At 64.9% G+C, this 16,070-nt stretch carries 12 protein-coding genes; 6 read left to right on the top strand and 6 right to left on the bottom strand.

The features are described 5' to 3' along the window. On the top strand, window positions 1–777 hold the full coding sequence (locus KZ491_RS01145) for a c-type cytochrome (protein ID WP_222564047.1): 777 nt from the start codon (window positions 1–3) through the stop codon (window positions 775–777). A gap of 34 nt (window positions 778–811) precedes the next feature. On the opposite strand, the gene KZ491_RS01140 is transcribed toward KZ491_RS01145, so the two are convergent. Beyond that, on the bottom strand, window positions 812–2,521 hold the full coding sequence (locus KZ491_RS01140) for an amidohydrolase (RefSeq protein ID WP_246606449.1): 1,710 nt from the start codon (window positions 2,519–2,521) through the stop codon (window positions 812–814). Between the two features lie 89 nt (window positions 2,522–2,610). Between KZ491_RS01140 and KZ491_RS01135 the strand changes: the two genes are divergently transcribed. The 5 genes from KZ491_RS01135 (at window position 2,611) to corA (ending at window position 7,298) form a co-directional block, all read left to right on the top strand. Continuing rightward, window positions 2,611–3,597, top strand: a complete 987-nt coding sequence (locus tag KZ491_RS01135) for a PhoH family protein (protein ID WP_222564046.1) — start codon at window positions 2,611–2,613, stop codon at window positions 3,595–3,597. Window positions 3,598–3,617: 20 nt separating this feature from the next. Beyond that, window positions 3,618–4,091 (top strand): rRNA maturation RNase YbeY, encoded by a 474-nt coding sequence (gene ybeY / locus KZ491_RS01130; protein WP_222564045.1) that lies wholly within the window; start codon window positions 3,618–3,620, stop codon window positions 4,089–4,091. Between the two features lie 85 nt (window positions 4,092–4,176). Beyond that, the gene (locus tag KZ491_RS01125) at window positions 4,177–5,064 is read left to right on the top strand and encodes a CorC family transporter (RefSeq protein WP_222564044.1); all 888 of its coding nucleotides are present in this window, start codon (window positions 4,177–4,179) and stop codon (window positions 5,062–5,064) included. 67 nt (window positions 5,065–5,131) lie between these two features. After that, window positions 5,132–6,304 carry a lipoprotein N-acyltransferase Lnb domain-containing protein gene (locus KZ491_RS01120; protein ID WP_246606448.1) on the top strand — a complete coding sequence of 391 codons (1,173 nt, stop codon included), beginning with the start codon at window positions 5,132–5,134 and terminating at the stop codon, window positions 6,302–6,304. Beyond that, window positions 6,285–7,298: a magnesium/cobalt transporter CorA gene (corA, locus tag KZ491_RS01115; protein ID WP_222564042.1), complete on the top strand. Its 1,014-nt coding sequence runs from the start codon at window positions 6,285–6,287 to the stop codon at window positions 7,296–7,298. Before KZ491_RS01120 ends, corA begins: the two co-directional genes overlap by 20 nt. Window positions 7,299–7,307: 9 nt before the next feature. On the opposite strand, the gene KZ491_RS01110 is transcribed toward corA, so the two are convergent. From KZ491_RS01110 to rfbD, 5 genes are all read right to left on the bottom strand, one after another. After that, window positions 7,308–8,555, bottom strand: a complete 1,248-nt coding sequence (locus KZ491_RS01110) for a DUF819 family protein (RefSeq protein ID WP_222564041.1) — start codon at window positions 8,553–8,555, stop codon at window positions 7,308–7,310. A gap of 78 nt (window positions 8,556–8,633) precedes the next feature. Further along, window positions 8,634–10,724, bottom strand: a complete 2,091-nt coding sequence (locus KZ491_RS01105) for an alpha/beta hydrolase family protein (RefSeq protein WP_222564040.1) — start codon at window positions 10,722–10,724, stop codon at window positions 8,634–8,636. Window positions 10,725–10,792: 68 nt separating this feature from the next. Beyond that, window positions 10,793–12,775, bottom strand: coding sequence for an OPT family oligopeptide transporter (locus KZ491_RS01100; protein ID WP_222564039.1), 1,983 nt, complete (start codon window positions 12,773–12,775; stop codon window positions 10,793–10,795). Window positions 12,776–12,928: 153 nt separating this feature from the next. Next, window positions 12,929–14,710 carry an alpha/beta hydrolase family protein gene (locus KZ491_RS01095; RefSeq protein WP_246606516.1) on the bottom strand — a complete coding sequence of 594 codons (1,782 nt, stop codon included), beginning with the start codon at window positions 14,708–14,710 and terminating at the stop codon, window positions 12,929–12,931. A 452-nt stretch (window positions 14,711–15,162) separates the two neighbouring features. Continuing rightward, complete coding sequence (gene rfbD, locus KZ491_RS01090; RefSeq protein ID WP_222564679.1) at window positions 15,163–16,068, bottom strand: dTDP-4-dehydrorhamnose reductase; 906 nt, start codon at window positions 16,066–16,068, stop codon at window positions 15,163–15,165. Window positions 16,069–16,070: the final 2 nt, after the last annotated feature.

The raw sequence follows: 16,070 nt of genomic DNA, 5'->3' as shown, positions 1-16,070 counted from the left end.
ATGCGCGCGATGATCCTGGCTGTAGCGGCAGTCGCGTGCGCGCCGATACTCCCCGCGCATAGCAGCGACGGCGTCGAGGCTGACGTGCTGCAGTTGCCTTTCCTCGACCTGCGTCGCGTTGAACTGATCAACGGCGACGCCGAAGCGGGCATGAAAAAAACCCAGGTCTGCGCGAACTGCCATGGGGGTGATGGCATCGCCGTTGTTACCGAATTTCCCAATCTGGCCGGTCTATCGGCCGATTACATGTATTGGCAGCTGGTCCGATACAAGCGCGGCGTGAACCCATCGCCCATGACACCGCTGGTCGCCGGCTTGTCGGATCAGGACATGCGCGATCTGTCGGTCTACTACGCATCGCTTCCCGTCCCCTCAGCGGCGCCTGCCGGCGACGCCGGGCCCACCGGCGAACTGACGTCGGCACTGCTGCAAAAGGGCGAACAACTGTATCTGACGGGTGATCCCGCCCGCGGCATACCCGCATGTCAGGGATGCCATGGCGCCGATGCCCGCGGTCCCGCTCCAGCGCGCCGCGTGCTGCCGGGCGGCCAGGCGCCGTATGCCGCCTACCCTGCCCTGCGCGGGCAGCATTTCGGCTATCTGCAAACCAAACTGGCCGGCTACCGCGACGGCGACATGGACGATTCAACGTCCGGGTTCGTCATGACCGGCGTCGCCAGGACGCTCGATGATGAGGCGATCCAGGCCGTCGCTGGGTGGCTGTCGAGTCTACAAAACAGCGTGGCAACCGTGCCGACGTCGCCTTCGGATCGCTGATCGGCGGCGGCCCGCGCGGGCCCGACGAGGCGGTCTAGTCAACCGTACCGATGTACACCGGCTCACCGTCAACGTAGGTTCCCAGCACCGTCAGTTCGCGCAACTGACGCGGGTCGATCTGCAATGGATCCTGCGCCAGCACAACAAAGTCGGCACGCTTACCGACTTCCAGACTGCCGATCTGGTCCTCGTCGAAGCTCGCATACGCGGCATCCAGGGTGAATCCCCGCAACGCCTCGAATGCGGTCAGCTTCTCCTCCGGCTGCCAGCCGCCTGCCGGCATGCCCTCCGCGTCGGCGCGGGTCGTGGCGCTGTACAGGCCAAGGCGTGGATCGACCGACTCCACCGGGAAATCCGACCCCAGCGCGAGGCGCGCGCCACTGTCGCGCAGCTCCCGCCAGGCGTAGGCGTGTTCGATCCGCTCCGGTCCCACACGGTCACCGGCCCAGGCCATGTCGCTGGTGGCGTGGGTGGGTTGCATCGATGCGATTACGCCCATCTGCCCCAGTCGCGGCAGGTCCGTCGCGGCCAGAACCTGCGCATGCTCGATGCGCCAGCGGTGGTCGGAACCCACCTGTTTGCCGAGGGCGGCTGAGTAGGCGTCCAGCACGGCGCGGTTGCCGCGATCGCCGATCGCATGGGTACCGACCTGCACGTTGCAGCGCTGGGCCTTGGCTGTGACCTTGGCCAGTTGCTGCTCCGATGCCAACATCAGCCCGCGATTGCCCGGATCGTCGCTGTAGTCAGCCAGCAATGCCGCCCCGCGACTGCCCAGGGCTCCGTCGGCGAACACCTTGACCGCGCGCATCTGCAGCCGCCCGCCGGGGTGTTGGTAGAGGCCGTCACGACAGAGCATTTCCAGGGCCTCGCTGTCCCCGTCGGCCATCGCATATACCCGCATGGGCATCTCGCCGCGGTCGGCCAATTGCCGGTAATGGTTCAGCGTCGACAGCGACACGCCGGCATCGTGCACGCCCGTCAAACCGTGCGCGACGGCGGCTTGCATACCCAGCGCGAGCGCCTTCGCTGCCACGTCATCCTCAAGCTCGGGGACCTGGGCATCCACCAGCCCCATCGCCTCGTCGATGAAGATGCCGGTGGGCTGGCCTCGTGCGTCGCGCTCGATCCTGCCGCCGTCAGGCTGCCAGTCGCCGCTGAGGTCGCGCTCGACCAGGGCCAGTGCCGCGCTGTTGGCCCAGGCCGCATGGCCATCCACCCGGCGCAGCCACACCGGCCGATCGGGAAACACCTCGTCCAGATCCTTGGCCGACGGAAACTGCTTTTCCGTCCACCGGTTCTGGTCCCAGCCACGTCCGAGCAACCAGGTGCCCGGCGGCAGATCGGCGGCGAAATCGCGCAATCGCCGTACGGCCTCATCCTTGCTGGTGGTTCCAGCAAGATCGGCACGCAACGCGTTCAGACCCAGCCCGGCCACGTGTCCGTGGGCATCGATCAGGCCCGGTACCACCGTGGTCGGTCCGACATCCAGCAAAGCGCCGTTGGGAAACTCGGCCTGGACGGCTTCCCGTGAGCCCAGCGCGAGGATTCGACCTTCGCGGTCGAACGCCATGGCCTGCGCGCGGGGGCGCGCGGCATCCATGGTGTGGATGCGACCGGCGACCAGCACCGTGATATCCGGTGAATCGGAACGCGACTGCGCGGCTTCGACCACGGCCCAAGGCATCACGCACGCCACGATGGCGGCGACCAACAGCTTTTCCTGGATCGCGTGCAGTACCCGCATGTCGTGCCCCTTCCCGAGTGAATCCGGCCACTTTGCGAAAAGACGACCGCCGGTGCAAGCTGATCAGCCCCCGCAGGACCACAATTCCCATGGCGCCACCGACTGTCTCCGAGTTTGCACTGGACCCACCCGGCGTAGAACGACTGGCGAACCTGGCCGGTCCCTTTGACGCCCATCTGCGAATGATCGAACTGCGTACCGGGGTGGAAATCGCCAACCGCGGCAACATCTTCCGCCTTACCGGTGCCAAGGCCGGCGTCCGCACGGCCGAGAAGGTGCTGCGCCAGCTCTGGCGCGAGGCCGAAGAGGAAACGCTCGATGAGCACGCCATCCACCTCGCGCTGTCGGGCACCGACGCGCCCCGCGCGGCAGAGGCTGACGTGGAACCACAGGAAGTGGTCATCCGCGTGAAGCGCGGAACGATACGCGGACGCGGGGCAAACCAGCAGAAGTACCTGCACGCGATCGCCACCAACGACATCAACTTCGGGATCGGCCCGGCGGGAACCGGCAAGACCTTCCTGGCCGTAGCGAGCGCGGTGGAGGCCCTGAACGAATCGCGGGTACAGCGTCTGGTGCTGGTACGGCCGGCGGTCGAAGCCGGCGAGAAGCTGGGCTTCCTCCCCGGTGACCTGTCGCAGAAAGTCGACCCGTACCTTCGGCCGCTCTACGACGCCCTCTACGAAATGCTCGGGGTGGAAAAGGTGCTCAAGCTGCTGGAGCGCAACGTCATCGAGATCGCGCCGCTGGCGTACATGCGCGGACGCACGCTTAACGATGCGTATGTGATCCTCGATGAGGCGCAGAACACCACCATCGAGCAGATGAAGATGTTCCTGACCCGGATCGGCTATGGCAGCACCGCGGTAGTGACGGGCGACCTGACCCAGAACGACTTGCCGAAACACGTCAAATCCGGCTTGAAGGACGCGGTGGATGTGCTGCGCGAAGTGGAAGAGGTGAGCTTCACGTTCTTCGAGTCACACGATGTCGTGCGGCATCCGCTGGTTGCACGCATCGTCAATGCCTACGAGGCCCGCGATGCACGTGAAGCCAGCAACGCGGGTACCCCCTGAACCGATCAGAATTCATGGCGATGACACTGGGCCCCACCATTCTCGAAGTCTCCGTCAGCTACGGACTGCCACGGCGCGGCCTTCCCGCCGCACGCAGCTTTCGGCGCTGGGCGGCGGCCGCACTGGACGGTCGCATCCGCGAAGCCGACCTGGCGATCCGCCTGGTGGACGACCGCGAGGGCCTGGCGCTCAACCGCCACTACCGCGGCAAGGAATACCCGACCAACGTGCTCAGCTTCCCGGCGGATCTGCCTGAGGGGGTCACGCTGCCGTTGCTGGGAGACCTGGTGATCTGCGCGCCCGTGGTCGCGCGCGAGGCCGCCGAGCAGAACAAACGGGTCAATGCCCATTACGCCCACCTGACTGTGCACGGCATCCTCCACCTGCTGGGCTGGGACCACGAGGACGAGCGCGAGGCCGAATGCATGGAGCAACTGGAGCGCGAGATACTCGCCACGCTGGACATTTCCGACCCGTATCTCACCGACGATTAGCCCGGCGTAATGACGCAGCCGCGACTATGGCATGCGTTAGACTCGCACTGACGTCCATCCCCCGGGCGTATCCCGAATGCGAGCAATGTCCGAGGACGACAGTAGTACTTCCACCCACGCCTCTGCGCACGACACGCCGGATCGCAATGAGAAGCGCCGTTCCTGGTTCGAGCGCATCAGTTCCGCGCTATCCGGCGAGCCCACCTCGCGCGAGGATCTGGTCGAGCTGCTTCGCGATTGCCAGTCCGACGGCCTGATCGAAGCCGACACCCTGACCATGATGGAGGGCGCAATCGCGATCTCCGACCTCAGCGTGGGCGACGTGATGATTCCGCGCTCGCAGATGGTGATGCTGCCAGCCGACATGCCCTTCCATGCCCTGGTGGAGCAGGTGGTCGAGTCGGGTCATTCGCGCTTCCCCGTGCACGGCGAGGACAAGGACCAGATCATCGGCATCCTGCTGGCCAAGGACCTGCTGCAGGGCGTGGTCGCCGACAACGGTGCGCCCAGCCTGCATGCACTGGTGCGGCCGGCGGTGCTGATCCCCGAGTCGAAGCGGCTGAACATCCTGCTACGCGAGTTCCGCCAGTCGCGCAACCACATGGCGATCGTCATCGACGAACACGGCGGCGTGGCCGGCCTGCTGACCATCGAGGACGTGCTGGAACAGATCGTCGGCGATATCGACGACGAGCACGACGAAGCCGAGGATCCCGATGCCCTGATATCGGCCCAGGCCGACGGGCACTTCATCGTCGACTCACTGGCGCCGATCGAGGACTTCAATGACCATTTCGGTGCCGATTTCGATGATGACGAATACGACACCATCGGTGGGCTCGTGATCGCGGCGATCGGCCACCTGCCCGAAGCGGGCGAGGAGCTGATGCTGGGGCGCTTCGTGTTCCGTGTCGCCAGCGCCGATGCGCGCCGCGTGCACACCTTCCATGTGAGCGTGCTTGGCGATGGCTGAGGCGAGCGGCCCGTCCTCGCGCCGGGTCTTATCGGCAGCGGTCCGCTCCAATCCAATACCAGATCTGATGTTGCTGATCGCGCTGTTGCTGTGCGCGTTCAGCGCTGCAGCAAGCCCGCGGATTGGCGTGGTGACCATGCAGCCCGGGGAGATCTTCTTCGAGCGCTTCGGCCACAACGCGATCCTGGTCGATGATCCGGCGGAAGGCACCGCGATTTCATACAACTTCGGTTACTTCGATCCGACCGAGCCGGACTTCATCGCCCGATTCATCCGAGGCGAGATGCCCTACCAGTTGGTCGCGTTGCCGCTGCAGGACGACCTGAGCTACTACGACGACGTGGGCCGAGGCGTCAGCCTGCAGTGGCTCGACCTGGATCCGGTGGACGCTGCCGAGCTGGCAACCGCGCTGGCCGAGAACGCACGGCCCGAAAACGCGCATTACCGCTACGACTACTTCCTCGACAACTGCTCGACCCGCGTCCGCGACGCACTGGATCAGGCGCTCGACGGCGCGCTGGCGCGGCAGATGGGTGGATCGCGCGGGGACACCTTCCGCAGCGAGGCCACCCGTCTTGCTTCCCCGGATTTCTGGATGTGGCTGGGTTTTGACCTCGGCCTCGGCCCGGCTGCCGACCAACCCCTGTCGAACTGGGGCGACGCGTTCATACCGATGCGCCTGGCCGCATCGCTGCGCGACGCGCACAGCCCGGACGGTGGGCCATTGGTTGCCGAAGAACTGGAGTTGCTGCAGCATCGGCTTGACCCGGAGCCGGCGGAAACTCCGCGACGTTGGTGGCTGTGGTTGCTGGCCGGAGTGATCATCGGCGGTGCACTCGGATGGACCGGACGCGTCGCGCCGCGTCTCATTGCCGGCCTCGCACTGCCTTTCTGGGCGATCTCGGGCGCACTCGGCGCGCTCATGCTTTTCATATGGTTTGGCACCGCGCATCGCTTTGGATGGACGAACTACAACCTGCTGCTGATGAGCCCTTTGGCATGGGCGCTGCTGCCCGGGGGATGGCGCGCGCTACGCCGGCGGTCACCCGGTCGAGGGTTCCGGCCGTTGCTGCAGGTGATGCCGGTTCTGGCGATACTCGGTCTGTTCACCCACTGGCTGCAGACGCTGCCGCAGCAGAACCTGCACTGGATCCTGCTGTTGCTGCCCATCCATCTGGGGCTGATGTTTGGCCTGCGGACCGTTGACCGGAAGGACCCCAATGCTGGCCAAACCCGCTGACCCGCCGTACATCGATCTGCCGACCAGCGTGATGAGCTGCGCCGTTTACGCTGCTGATGGCACCCGCACCGATATCAACCTGGACGCCATCAGCGACGTGCTTGCGGTGGACGACGGCAGTTTCGTCTGGGTCGGGCTGTACGAGCCTGACGTCGGCGTATTGAACAAGTTGCAGGAAGAGTTCGACCTGCACGATCTGGCGATCGAAGACGCCGGCAACGCCCACCAGCGGCCGAAAATCGAGACCTACGGCAATTCACTCTTCATCGCCCTGCACACGGCGCAGAACATCGACGGTGCGATCAATTTCGGCGAGACCCACCTGTTCGTCGGGCCCCGCTATCTGGTGACCGTCCGGCACGGCGCGTCCAGCAGTTATGGCGACGCGCGCACACGCATGGAACGCGAGCCGGAGCTGCTCAAACACGGCCCCGCTGCGGCGCTCTACGTGGTCCTGGACATGGTCGTGGACAGGCTGCTGCCGATCGTCGACGAGTTCCGCAATGCGCTCAACGCGCTCGAGAACGACATTTTTGCGGATGACTTCGACAAGACCACGGTGCACAAGCTCTACGACCTCAAGCGCGAGCTGACCCGGTTGCGCCTGGCCGTGGCGCCGTTGCAGGACGTGCTGTCGCATCTGGCGCGACCCCGGCCGGACCTGATCGATGACGAGATGCGGCTTTACTTCCGTGACGTCCTGGACCATGCCGTGCGGATCAACGAGAACACCGACACGCTGCGCGAGATGCTGACCGCGGCGGTGCACGTGAATCTGTCGCTGGTCACGGTGCGCCAGGGCGAGGTAGTCAAACGGATGGGCGCCTGGGCCGCGTTGCTCGCCGTACCCACCCTGGTAACCGGCTGGTACGGAATGAACTTCGCCGTGATGCCTGAGCTGCAGGGACGCTGGAGCTACCCCGTACTTACAGCGCTCGTCGCTGCGGGCTTGCTCGCGCTGTATCGGGCGTTCAAGCGGTCCGGCTGGCTCTAGCAACGGCGCTCAGCCGGCCATGAATTGCAGGCCGACTCCCGTGAGATAAGCGAAATACGTGCCCAGAGCGTAGCCGACAACCGCCAGCAGTACGCCGACCGGTGCCAGCGACGGATGGAACGCGCTCGCCACCACCGGCGCCGACGCCGCGCCGCCAATATTGGCCTGCGAGCCGACGGCGAGGAAAAACAGCGGCGCCCGGATCAGCTTGGCGACACCGATCAAGAGCACCGCATGCACGGCGATCCAGATCACACCGAGCGCGAGCAGCGTGGGCCTGTCCGCCAACGATTTGAGATCCATCTGCATGCCTATCGTCGCGATCAGCACGTACAGGAACACCGAACCGATCGTGGAAGCACCGGCGCCCTCCAACTGGCGGGCACGGGTGAAGCTGAGCAGCACACCGAAGGTCGTCGCAAACACGACGATCCAGAAGAACCGCGAATCCAAGCTGTAATCCTGCAGGCGCCATTCCAGCGGCAGCGAGCGCACCCAGTCCACCAGCGGCGCGGCCAGGAAGTGCGACAGGCCGGTGATGCCGAGCGCGATCGCGAAGATCAGCATGAAGTCCGCCATGCTCGGAATGCGGGCGTGCTCGGCCTGGTAGCTGGCGATCTGTTGCTTCAGGCTCTCGATGGCCGACGTATCAGCGTTGACCCAGCGGTCGAATGCTGCTGCGCGGGGCGCGAGGAACAGCAGGACTGCGAGCCAGAGGTTGGCTACGATCACATCGATCGCAATGAACTGGCCAAACAGGGTCGGCTCGACCTCGAAGACTTCCTTCATCGCCGCCTGGTTGGCGCCACCGCCGATCCAGCTTCCGGCGACCGTCGTCATCCCGCGCCAGGTCTCCCCTGCCACGGTTTCCGGATGGATCAGACCCATCGCCCAGAACGACACCCAGGCCCCGATGACGACGCCAAGGGTGCCGGTAAGAAACATGATCACCGCCTTGGGCCCCAGCCGCAGGATCGCGCCGATGTCCATCGCCACGCAGAACAGGACCAGCGCGCTGGGCAGCAGGTAGTCGCGTGCCATCGGATACAGCCCGGAGGCGGCTCCGTCGATCAGGCCGAAGCTGTTGTACAGAGCGGGGACGAGGTAGCAGACCAGCAGTGCGGGCACGATGTTATAGAACTTCTTCCAGAAGCCTGCCGGGCGCGATGCTGTCCAGAACACCACGCCCAGGGTGACCGCAAGCAGCCCCAGTACGACGGCATCGTCGGTGATCAGTGCGGCGTTTTCAGCAGCCATCGCTGGAGCTCCTGTAGAAATTGCGGGCGCGGAGAAACCCGGCCGCGACACCATGGCCGCGGCCGCCACGCGTCCTGTTTACGGGCCCAGATGCGCTTTCAGCCAGCCATTGACGGTGTCATGCCACTGCACCGAGTTGTGCGGCTTGAGCACCCAGTGGTTCTCATCCGGGAAGTAAAGGAACTTGGACTCGATCCCGCGCCGCTGCAATGCGGTGAACGCACCCAGGCCCTGGCTGACGGGAATGCGGAAGTCCTGCTGGCCATGCACCACCAGCATCGGCACCCGCCATTTGTCGACGTGGCGGCTGGGGTTGAACTTCTCGTAGTCCGCGCCCTTGTCCCACGGGCTGCCGCCGTTCTCCCATTCGGTGAACCACAGCTCCTCGGTGACAAAGCCCATCATGCGGGTGTCGAACACGCCATCGTGGTTGACCAGGCACTTCCACGCCCCCGATGCGGGTGTGTGCCAGTTGCCGGCGATCCAGTTGACCATGTAGCCGCCGTAGCTGGCGCCCAGTGCGCAGGCGTTGGCGCCGTCCAGGAATGGGTATTTCTGCTGCGCGGCCTTCCAGCCCTTCTGCAGGTCTTCCAGCGGCCGGTCGCCCCAGTGCTGGCTGATCGCGTCGGTGAATGCCTGGCCGTAGCCGGTGGATCCGTGGAAATCGATCATGACCACGGCGTAGCCCTGCCCCGCATACGTTTGCGGGTTCCAGCGCGTGCTCCAGCTATTACCGAAACTGCCCTGCGGCCCGCCGTGGATCAGGAACGCGACCGGGTACTGCTTGCCTTCCTCGTAGTTCCACGGCTTGAGCACGTAGCCATGGACGGTTTCGCGGTTCCAGCCGGGAAAGCTGAACTGCTCGAACTCGCCGAATTTCACCTGCGGCAACAGCTCGCCCGCATCCGGGGTGATCGCGCGCTCGAAACTGCCGTCCGTGCTGCCGGTGAACACCTGATTGCCGCTGGTCAGGCTGTTACGTGTGAAGGCCAGGGTCTGGCCGGCGACCTGCACCGAGCCGATGCTGCCGTCGGCCGCCAAACGGGTGACTTCGCCGTCAGCGACGTCCAGTGCGAACAAAGGGTGCTCGCCCACGTCCTGCGCGGTGACATACAAGGTCTCGCCATCAGGGGAGACCGCGATGCTGTCGGCGGAGCGGTCCCACTTGGGCGCGATCTCCCGACGCTGTCCGCTCGCCATGTCCAGCTCCATCACCGCATAGCGGTCCGCCTCGAAACCCGGGCGCTTCATGGCGCGGTAGAACAGCTTGCTGCCGTCGGCATTGAAAACCGGCCCCGAGTCGGTGGCCGGGTTGTCGGCGGTCAGGTTGCGCGCCGCGCCACTGCCGTCGGCGCTGACTTGATAGAGGTCGAAGTTGGTGGACCAAGGCTCAGTGCGATCGGCCTTGCGGACACTGAGCACGAGGGACTTGCCGTCGGGCGCCCACGTGTAATCGCCACTGTCCCCGAACGGCTTGGACGGAACATCGCCGATGACATCGCCAGCGATTGCGGTCGCTGCGGTGACCGTTGCCCGCCCCGTCGGAAGCTCGGCGACGAAGACGCGGTTCAGGCGGCCATCGCTCCAGGTATCCCAGTGGCGGACGAACATGCGGTCGTAGACCGTGCCTGTCTCCGGGCTTGCCGCGCGCTCATCGACGCGCTGCTTTGTGCAGGCCAGGTCACTGCCGCAGTCAACGAAAGCCTCGACACTGAATGCGACACGTCGGCCATCGGGAGATATCAGGAAGCTGCCCACGTCCAGCGGAAACTTGCTGATCTGCCGCGGCTTGCCGCCTTCGACCGCAATGGAATACAGCTGCGACGCGCCTGACTTGGAACTGAGGAAGTACACGCTCTTGCCGTCGGGCGCGAACACAGGCGAATTGACGTTCCAGTCCTCCGGGGTCAAGCGCGCCGGTGGTCGTAGATCGCGCGTCAACAGGTTGCGCACCCACAGTGAGGTGGATGACTTGTTCGCGTCGTAGTCGGTGACGCTCCGTGCGAACACAACCAGGCTCCCATCGGGTGACAGGATGGGCGAGGCAAAGCGATCAAGTGTCGCCAGATCCTGCGGCTGCAAGCCACGATCGGCCACGTCGGCGGCAAATGCAGCGCCGGGCAAAGCCAATGCCAGCAACAGCGGCAGGGCGGCGGGGACAATACGCATGGACAACTCCTGTTGTGTTCTGAACCGCCGCACGGGCGGCACTGGCAACGGTGATACGGATACCCGCGTCAGTTGTTGGTAGCCGGAGCGCGGACGCCGGTGCGGTAGAGGTACCAGCCCACCAGGGCCAACACCAGGAGACCGATCCACTGCGAGGCCGGCACCTGGACCGCCAGCGCAAGCACATCGGCGCGGGCCGACACAACAATGGGAACCGCAATCGCGATGCCCATCAAGGCCTCGCCGGTGATCAGGCCGGCGGCGAACAACACACCCGGCCGATGCACGCGGTCGCGGCCTTCATCGTCGTCGGGGCGGACCTTGTGGAAGCGCTCTACCGCATAGGACAGCACGCCACCCAGGAAGATCGGCACCATCAGTTCCAGTGGCAGGTAAATGCCAATGGCGGCGGCCAGGACCGGCACCCGGAAGCGTGCGCCGCGGGCCTTGAGCCATTCGTCGAAAGCGATGATCGCAGCACCCACGGCCACGCCGATGCCGATCATGGTCCACGGCAGGTCGCCGCCAAACATGCCGCGGGCGACGGACGCCATCAAGTTGGCCTGGGGGGCCGCGAGCGCGTTGGGATGTTCAAGCGTGGGCTCGCCGATGCCGTAGGCCGTGGCCAGCAGGTTGAGCACCGGCGCCATGATCAGGGCGCACGAGAACGCGCCGATACCCAGCATCAACTGCTGCTTCCACGGTGTCGCACCCACGATGTAGCCGGCTTTCAGGTCCTGCAGGTTGTCGCCGCCCACGGCTGCTGCGCAGCACACCACCGCACCGATCATGATCGCGGCGACCGCGCCCAGCGGCGCGCCTCCCACACCCACCGGCTCCAGCCCGCTAGAACCCAGCAGCACCACCAGCACCGCCGATGCGAACAGGATGGTCGAGATGGTGATGCCAGACACCGGATTGTTGGACGAGCCGATCAGTCCGGCCAGGTAAGCCGACACCGAGACAAACAGGAAGCCCGCCACGATCATGATGATCGTCATCGGGATACTCACCAGCCACTGACCGACAATCATCTGGTACAGCGCCAGCAGCGGCAGTGTGAACAGCACCAGCGCGATCAACATCCACTTCATCGGCAGGTCGCGTTCGGTTTCCGCCAGCGCCGGACCTGTGCTCTTGCGCGCCGCGGCGAACCCGCTCTTGACGCCGTTGAGCAGCGAGTTGCGCAGGGAGAACAACGTCCAGATACCGCCTACCAGCATCGCCCCCACACCCAGATAGCGGATCTTCGCGCCCCAGATCGCAAACGCCGCGTCAGCCGAGGACGCGTTCGCCAGCGAGGCCGCCAGCCCCGGATCGGTGCCCGTGAAAAACGCCTGATACAGCGGGATTGCGATGTGCCATGAAAGGACCGCGCCCGACAACACCACGATGCCGACATTGAGGCCGACGATGTACCCGACTCCCAGCAGGGCCGGCGACAGGTTGGTGCCGATGAACGCGGTGATCTTGGAGCTGCCCAGGTAGGTGGACTGGGTCCACGTGTCCGGAATCAGGCGCAAGCCGCTGGTCGCGGCGAGTTTCACCACCGCACCGATCGCACCGGAGATCGCAAGGATCCGCATGCCGGGGCCGGGATTGTCACCGGCCTTGAGTACTTCCGCTGCCGCCTTCCCTTCGGGGAATGGCAGCGGATCCTCGACGATCATCGACCGCCGCAGCGGCACCGAGAACAGGACGCCCAGCAGGCCGCCCAATCCGGCGATACCCAGGACCCACCAGTATTTGAAATCGGGCCAGTAGCCCATGATCACCAGCGCAGGGATGGTGAAGATTACCCCGGCCGCAATCGATGAACCCGCAGAAGCACCGGTCTGGACGATGTTGTTTTCCAGGATGGTGCCCCCGCCGAGCAGACGCAGCACGCCCATCGACACCACCGCGGCGGGAATGGCGGTGGCGATCGTCAGGCCGGCGAACAGCCCGAGATACGCGTTGGCGGCCGCCAGGATGACCGCCAGGATGATCGCGAGCACCACGGCACGAATGGTCAGCTGCGCCTGGGCAGGTACGGGTGCTGGTGTACTCATCAACGGCTCCGGTCAGGTAGCGGGCGTGGCCCGTGAATAACGCAACCCGGCGAGGATAGCCTGAAAATCCGATCGCTCACGCGGGCGTTTGGTCACGGTTCGCGGCAGCGCCGAAACGCCACCGGAGTCGACGCTGCGCTGGCTGCCGGCACATCAGTCCAACTTGGCGGACGCACCACCGATATGGCGCGCCAGGAATGCCAGCAGACGGGTGTAGTACTCGCGGCGATTGGCTTCGAGGTAGAACCCGTGACCCTCGTTCTTGAAGTACAGCGTCTCGACCGGAACGCCGTTGCTGCGCAATGCACGCTCCATCATCTTGCTGTGCTCGATGGGTGTGCGCTCGTCTTCCCCGCCTGCGGCCAGAAACACCGGGACTTTGATCCGATCAGCCATGTTGCTCGGCGAAACGGCAGCGAGCTCGTTGCGCTCGCCAATCCACTCACGCAGGTAGGTCTCGCCCGAACCATGCCTCTGGATGTCGCCATGGGTGTGCATGGTGGGCAGATCGTACACCCCTGCGTAGCCCACCGCGCAGCGGTACAGATCCGGCTCCTTGGCGACGCCGATCAGGGACGCGTAGGCACCGTAGCTGCCGCCGTAGATGCAGATGCGGCCCGCGTCGGCGATGCCCTGCTCGATCGCCCAGCGGGTGGCGTCGGTCAGGTCGTCCTGCATCGACAGACCCCACTGGCGCTGCCCCGCGTTGATAAACGGCTTGCCGTAGCCACCGGAGCCACGAAAATTGAGCTGCAGTACCGCATATCCCGCTTCGGCCAGGAGCTGGGGATCGTTGTCGAATCCCCAGGTGTCCTGGATCTCAAACGGTCCGCCATGCGGATGGACCACCAATGGCAGATTCTTTGCCGGTACGCCCTTGGGGAGCGTCAGGTAACCGTGCAACGCCAGACCATCGCGTGCCTTCAAGGTGATCGGGCGACGCTCCGCCATCTCACGCGGATCGAACCACTCGCGCTGGCTCAGCAGGTGGTCCGCCTTCTTGGTCTGACGATTGAACAGGTAGTAGTCGCCGGGGCTGCGGTCACTCCAGGTCTTGACCAGGGCGAGGTTGCCATCTGCGGTCTGCGAGGTGATGCGCACCGCATCGCCTTCAAACGCGGCCTCCAGGCTGCGATACAGGCGAGCGTCCTCGGACTGCTCGTCGAAGAACGCGGTGCGGGGCTTGCCGTCGTGAAGCAGCACGCCGACCGGAGCGGCGCCACCTACGCTATGCAGGACCATGGCGGGGTCCACGTCGTTGTCACGCAACACGCGCTTGGTCGTGCTGGTTGCTGGATCGAACGCAAGGATTTCATCCGGCCCGTCCAGGGTCGTGCTGTCGATGTAGGCGATGCTGTCGTCAGCGGAGAAACCAAGGGGGTACCAGACCAGGTTGCTGGCGCTTTCATCGTTGATCAGCTGCCAGTCGGCACTATTGCCATCGCGGTAATACACCCGCTGACGACGATCCGTTCCCGCACCCGCGGCAAAACGTACGACGCCGCGGTTGTCGGTGATGAACCTCGCAATGCGCACCGGCGCCTTCGCAACCGGAACCCTGCGGCCCGTGTACACGTCCATCGACTCGGCGCGCGTGTACGGATCAGCCGAGAACGGCATCACCGAAATGATCACGCGCTTGTCGTCGCTCAGGAGTGGGTCAACCAGATATGCCGCCACTCGTTCGACCTTGCTCTGCTGGATGCGCGTACCGGCACCCTCGCCCATCATTCGCTGGCCGACAAGAAATTGCGGCTTGCCGCCATCGGCATTGATCGCAACCAGTTCGCCGGTGGATTGCGGCGCCTCCAGCGCTCCGAGTTTCTCGGCGATACTGATGAGTACCCGCTCATCGTTGACCCAGTGGAAGTCATCGATGTGCGTGTTCTTGCCCTGCGAGAACGTGCCGGTGATGCTCTTGTCCGCGCGATTCATGATCACCAGGCCGGTGCGCTGGCCGTTGTCCAGCGGAACGGTCGCGGCGAGGTAGTCGCCTTTGGGCGAAATCTTGATGGACTCGAAGAGATCGGCGCGAACGTACCGATCCACATCGACCTGGCCAGCGGAAGCATTCGTAGGCGGCGACGTCGCGGTCGATGATTCGGATTGGGCAGCGGCGGGGCACGGCGTCAGTGCCACGAAGACCAAGATGGCAACGGTTGCAAGGGCAATGCGGTTCAAGTCCAACTCCTGTTCGGAAGTGAAGTATCTGGGCGGAGAAACGGGCGTGCACCGCAATCCGCCAACCTGCACGCAGACGCATACAGAAAAAGCAGCCTTCCGGCCATCCGAGATAAATCGTCCATCCCCTGATGGTTGCTCCCCGCCGCGAAGCGTAGCCGATCGACGGGGTTGAGGCATCAGAGCGGTGCCAGCCGCTTCGCTGCTCAGCGCCTCTGGAGGGGCCCAGCGTGGAGCGTCTTGACCAGCGCCCTGCGCCAGTCCAGGATTTCCAACTGGAACTGCTCCTCCAGACGCGCCGTGTCCAGCACGGAAAACGCCGGCCGGGCGGCGCGAGTGGGAAATTCCGCCGTTGTGATCGGCAGCACACGCGGCTCGCGCTTCAGCAGACCTGCACTTCTGGCTTGCTGCATGATCGCTTCGGCAAACCCATGCCAACTGGTCTGACCTGCGGCCACGAGATGGAAGACGCCCGATGTGTCGATAGTCCTTCGCAGGATCGACGCAGTGACGTCCGCAATCAGCCACGCGGGAGTCGGTGAGCCGACCTGATCGGCCACCACGCGCAATTCGTCTCGCTCGCCTGCCAGACGCAACATCGTCCGCAAGAAGTTGCTGCCATGCAGCCCGTAAACCCACGCGGTGCGAAGGATCAGGTGTCGCGCGCCAGTGGCCGCGATCGCCTGCTCCCCCGCGAGTTTGGTCGCACCATAGACACCAAGCGGCGCAGTGGGATCCTCCTCGCGATAGGGCCTCTGCCCCAGGCCATCGAAGACATAGTCAGTGGAGTAATGCACCAGCGTTGCGGCCACGCCCGCACACGCCTCCGCGATCAGGGCTGGCGACTCGGCATTGACCACTTGGGCGAGGTCCGGTTCGTCCTCGGCCCGATCCACTGCGGTGTAGGCGGCCGCGTTGATGACAACGTCGGGCGCAATGCGCTCAACCAGGTCGGCGACGCTTTCCGGCTGGCCAAGGTCCAGCGTCTCGCACGGCGCACCGTCGGACAAGCGGCCATCACGGGTGGTGACCACCAAATCGCCCAACGGCGCCAACGCACGTCGTAGTTCGTGACCAACCTGGCCGTTGCCCCCGATCAGCAGCAAGCGCATCG

The sequence above is a fragment of the Novilysobacter antarcticus genome, assembly GCF_019802285.1.
GTDB lineage: Bacteria > Pseudomonadota > Gammaproteobacteria > Xanthomonadales > Xanthomonadaceae > Novilysobacter > Novilysobacter antarcticus.
The sequence above is the reverse complement of the archived record's forward strand: the minus strand, read 5'-3'. Positions and strand labels throughout refer to the sequence as shown.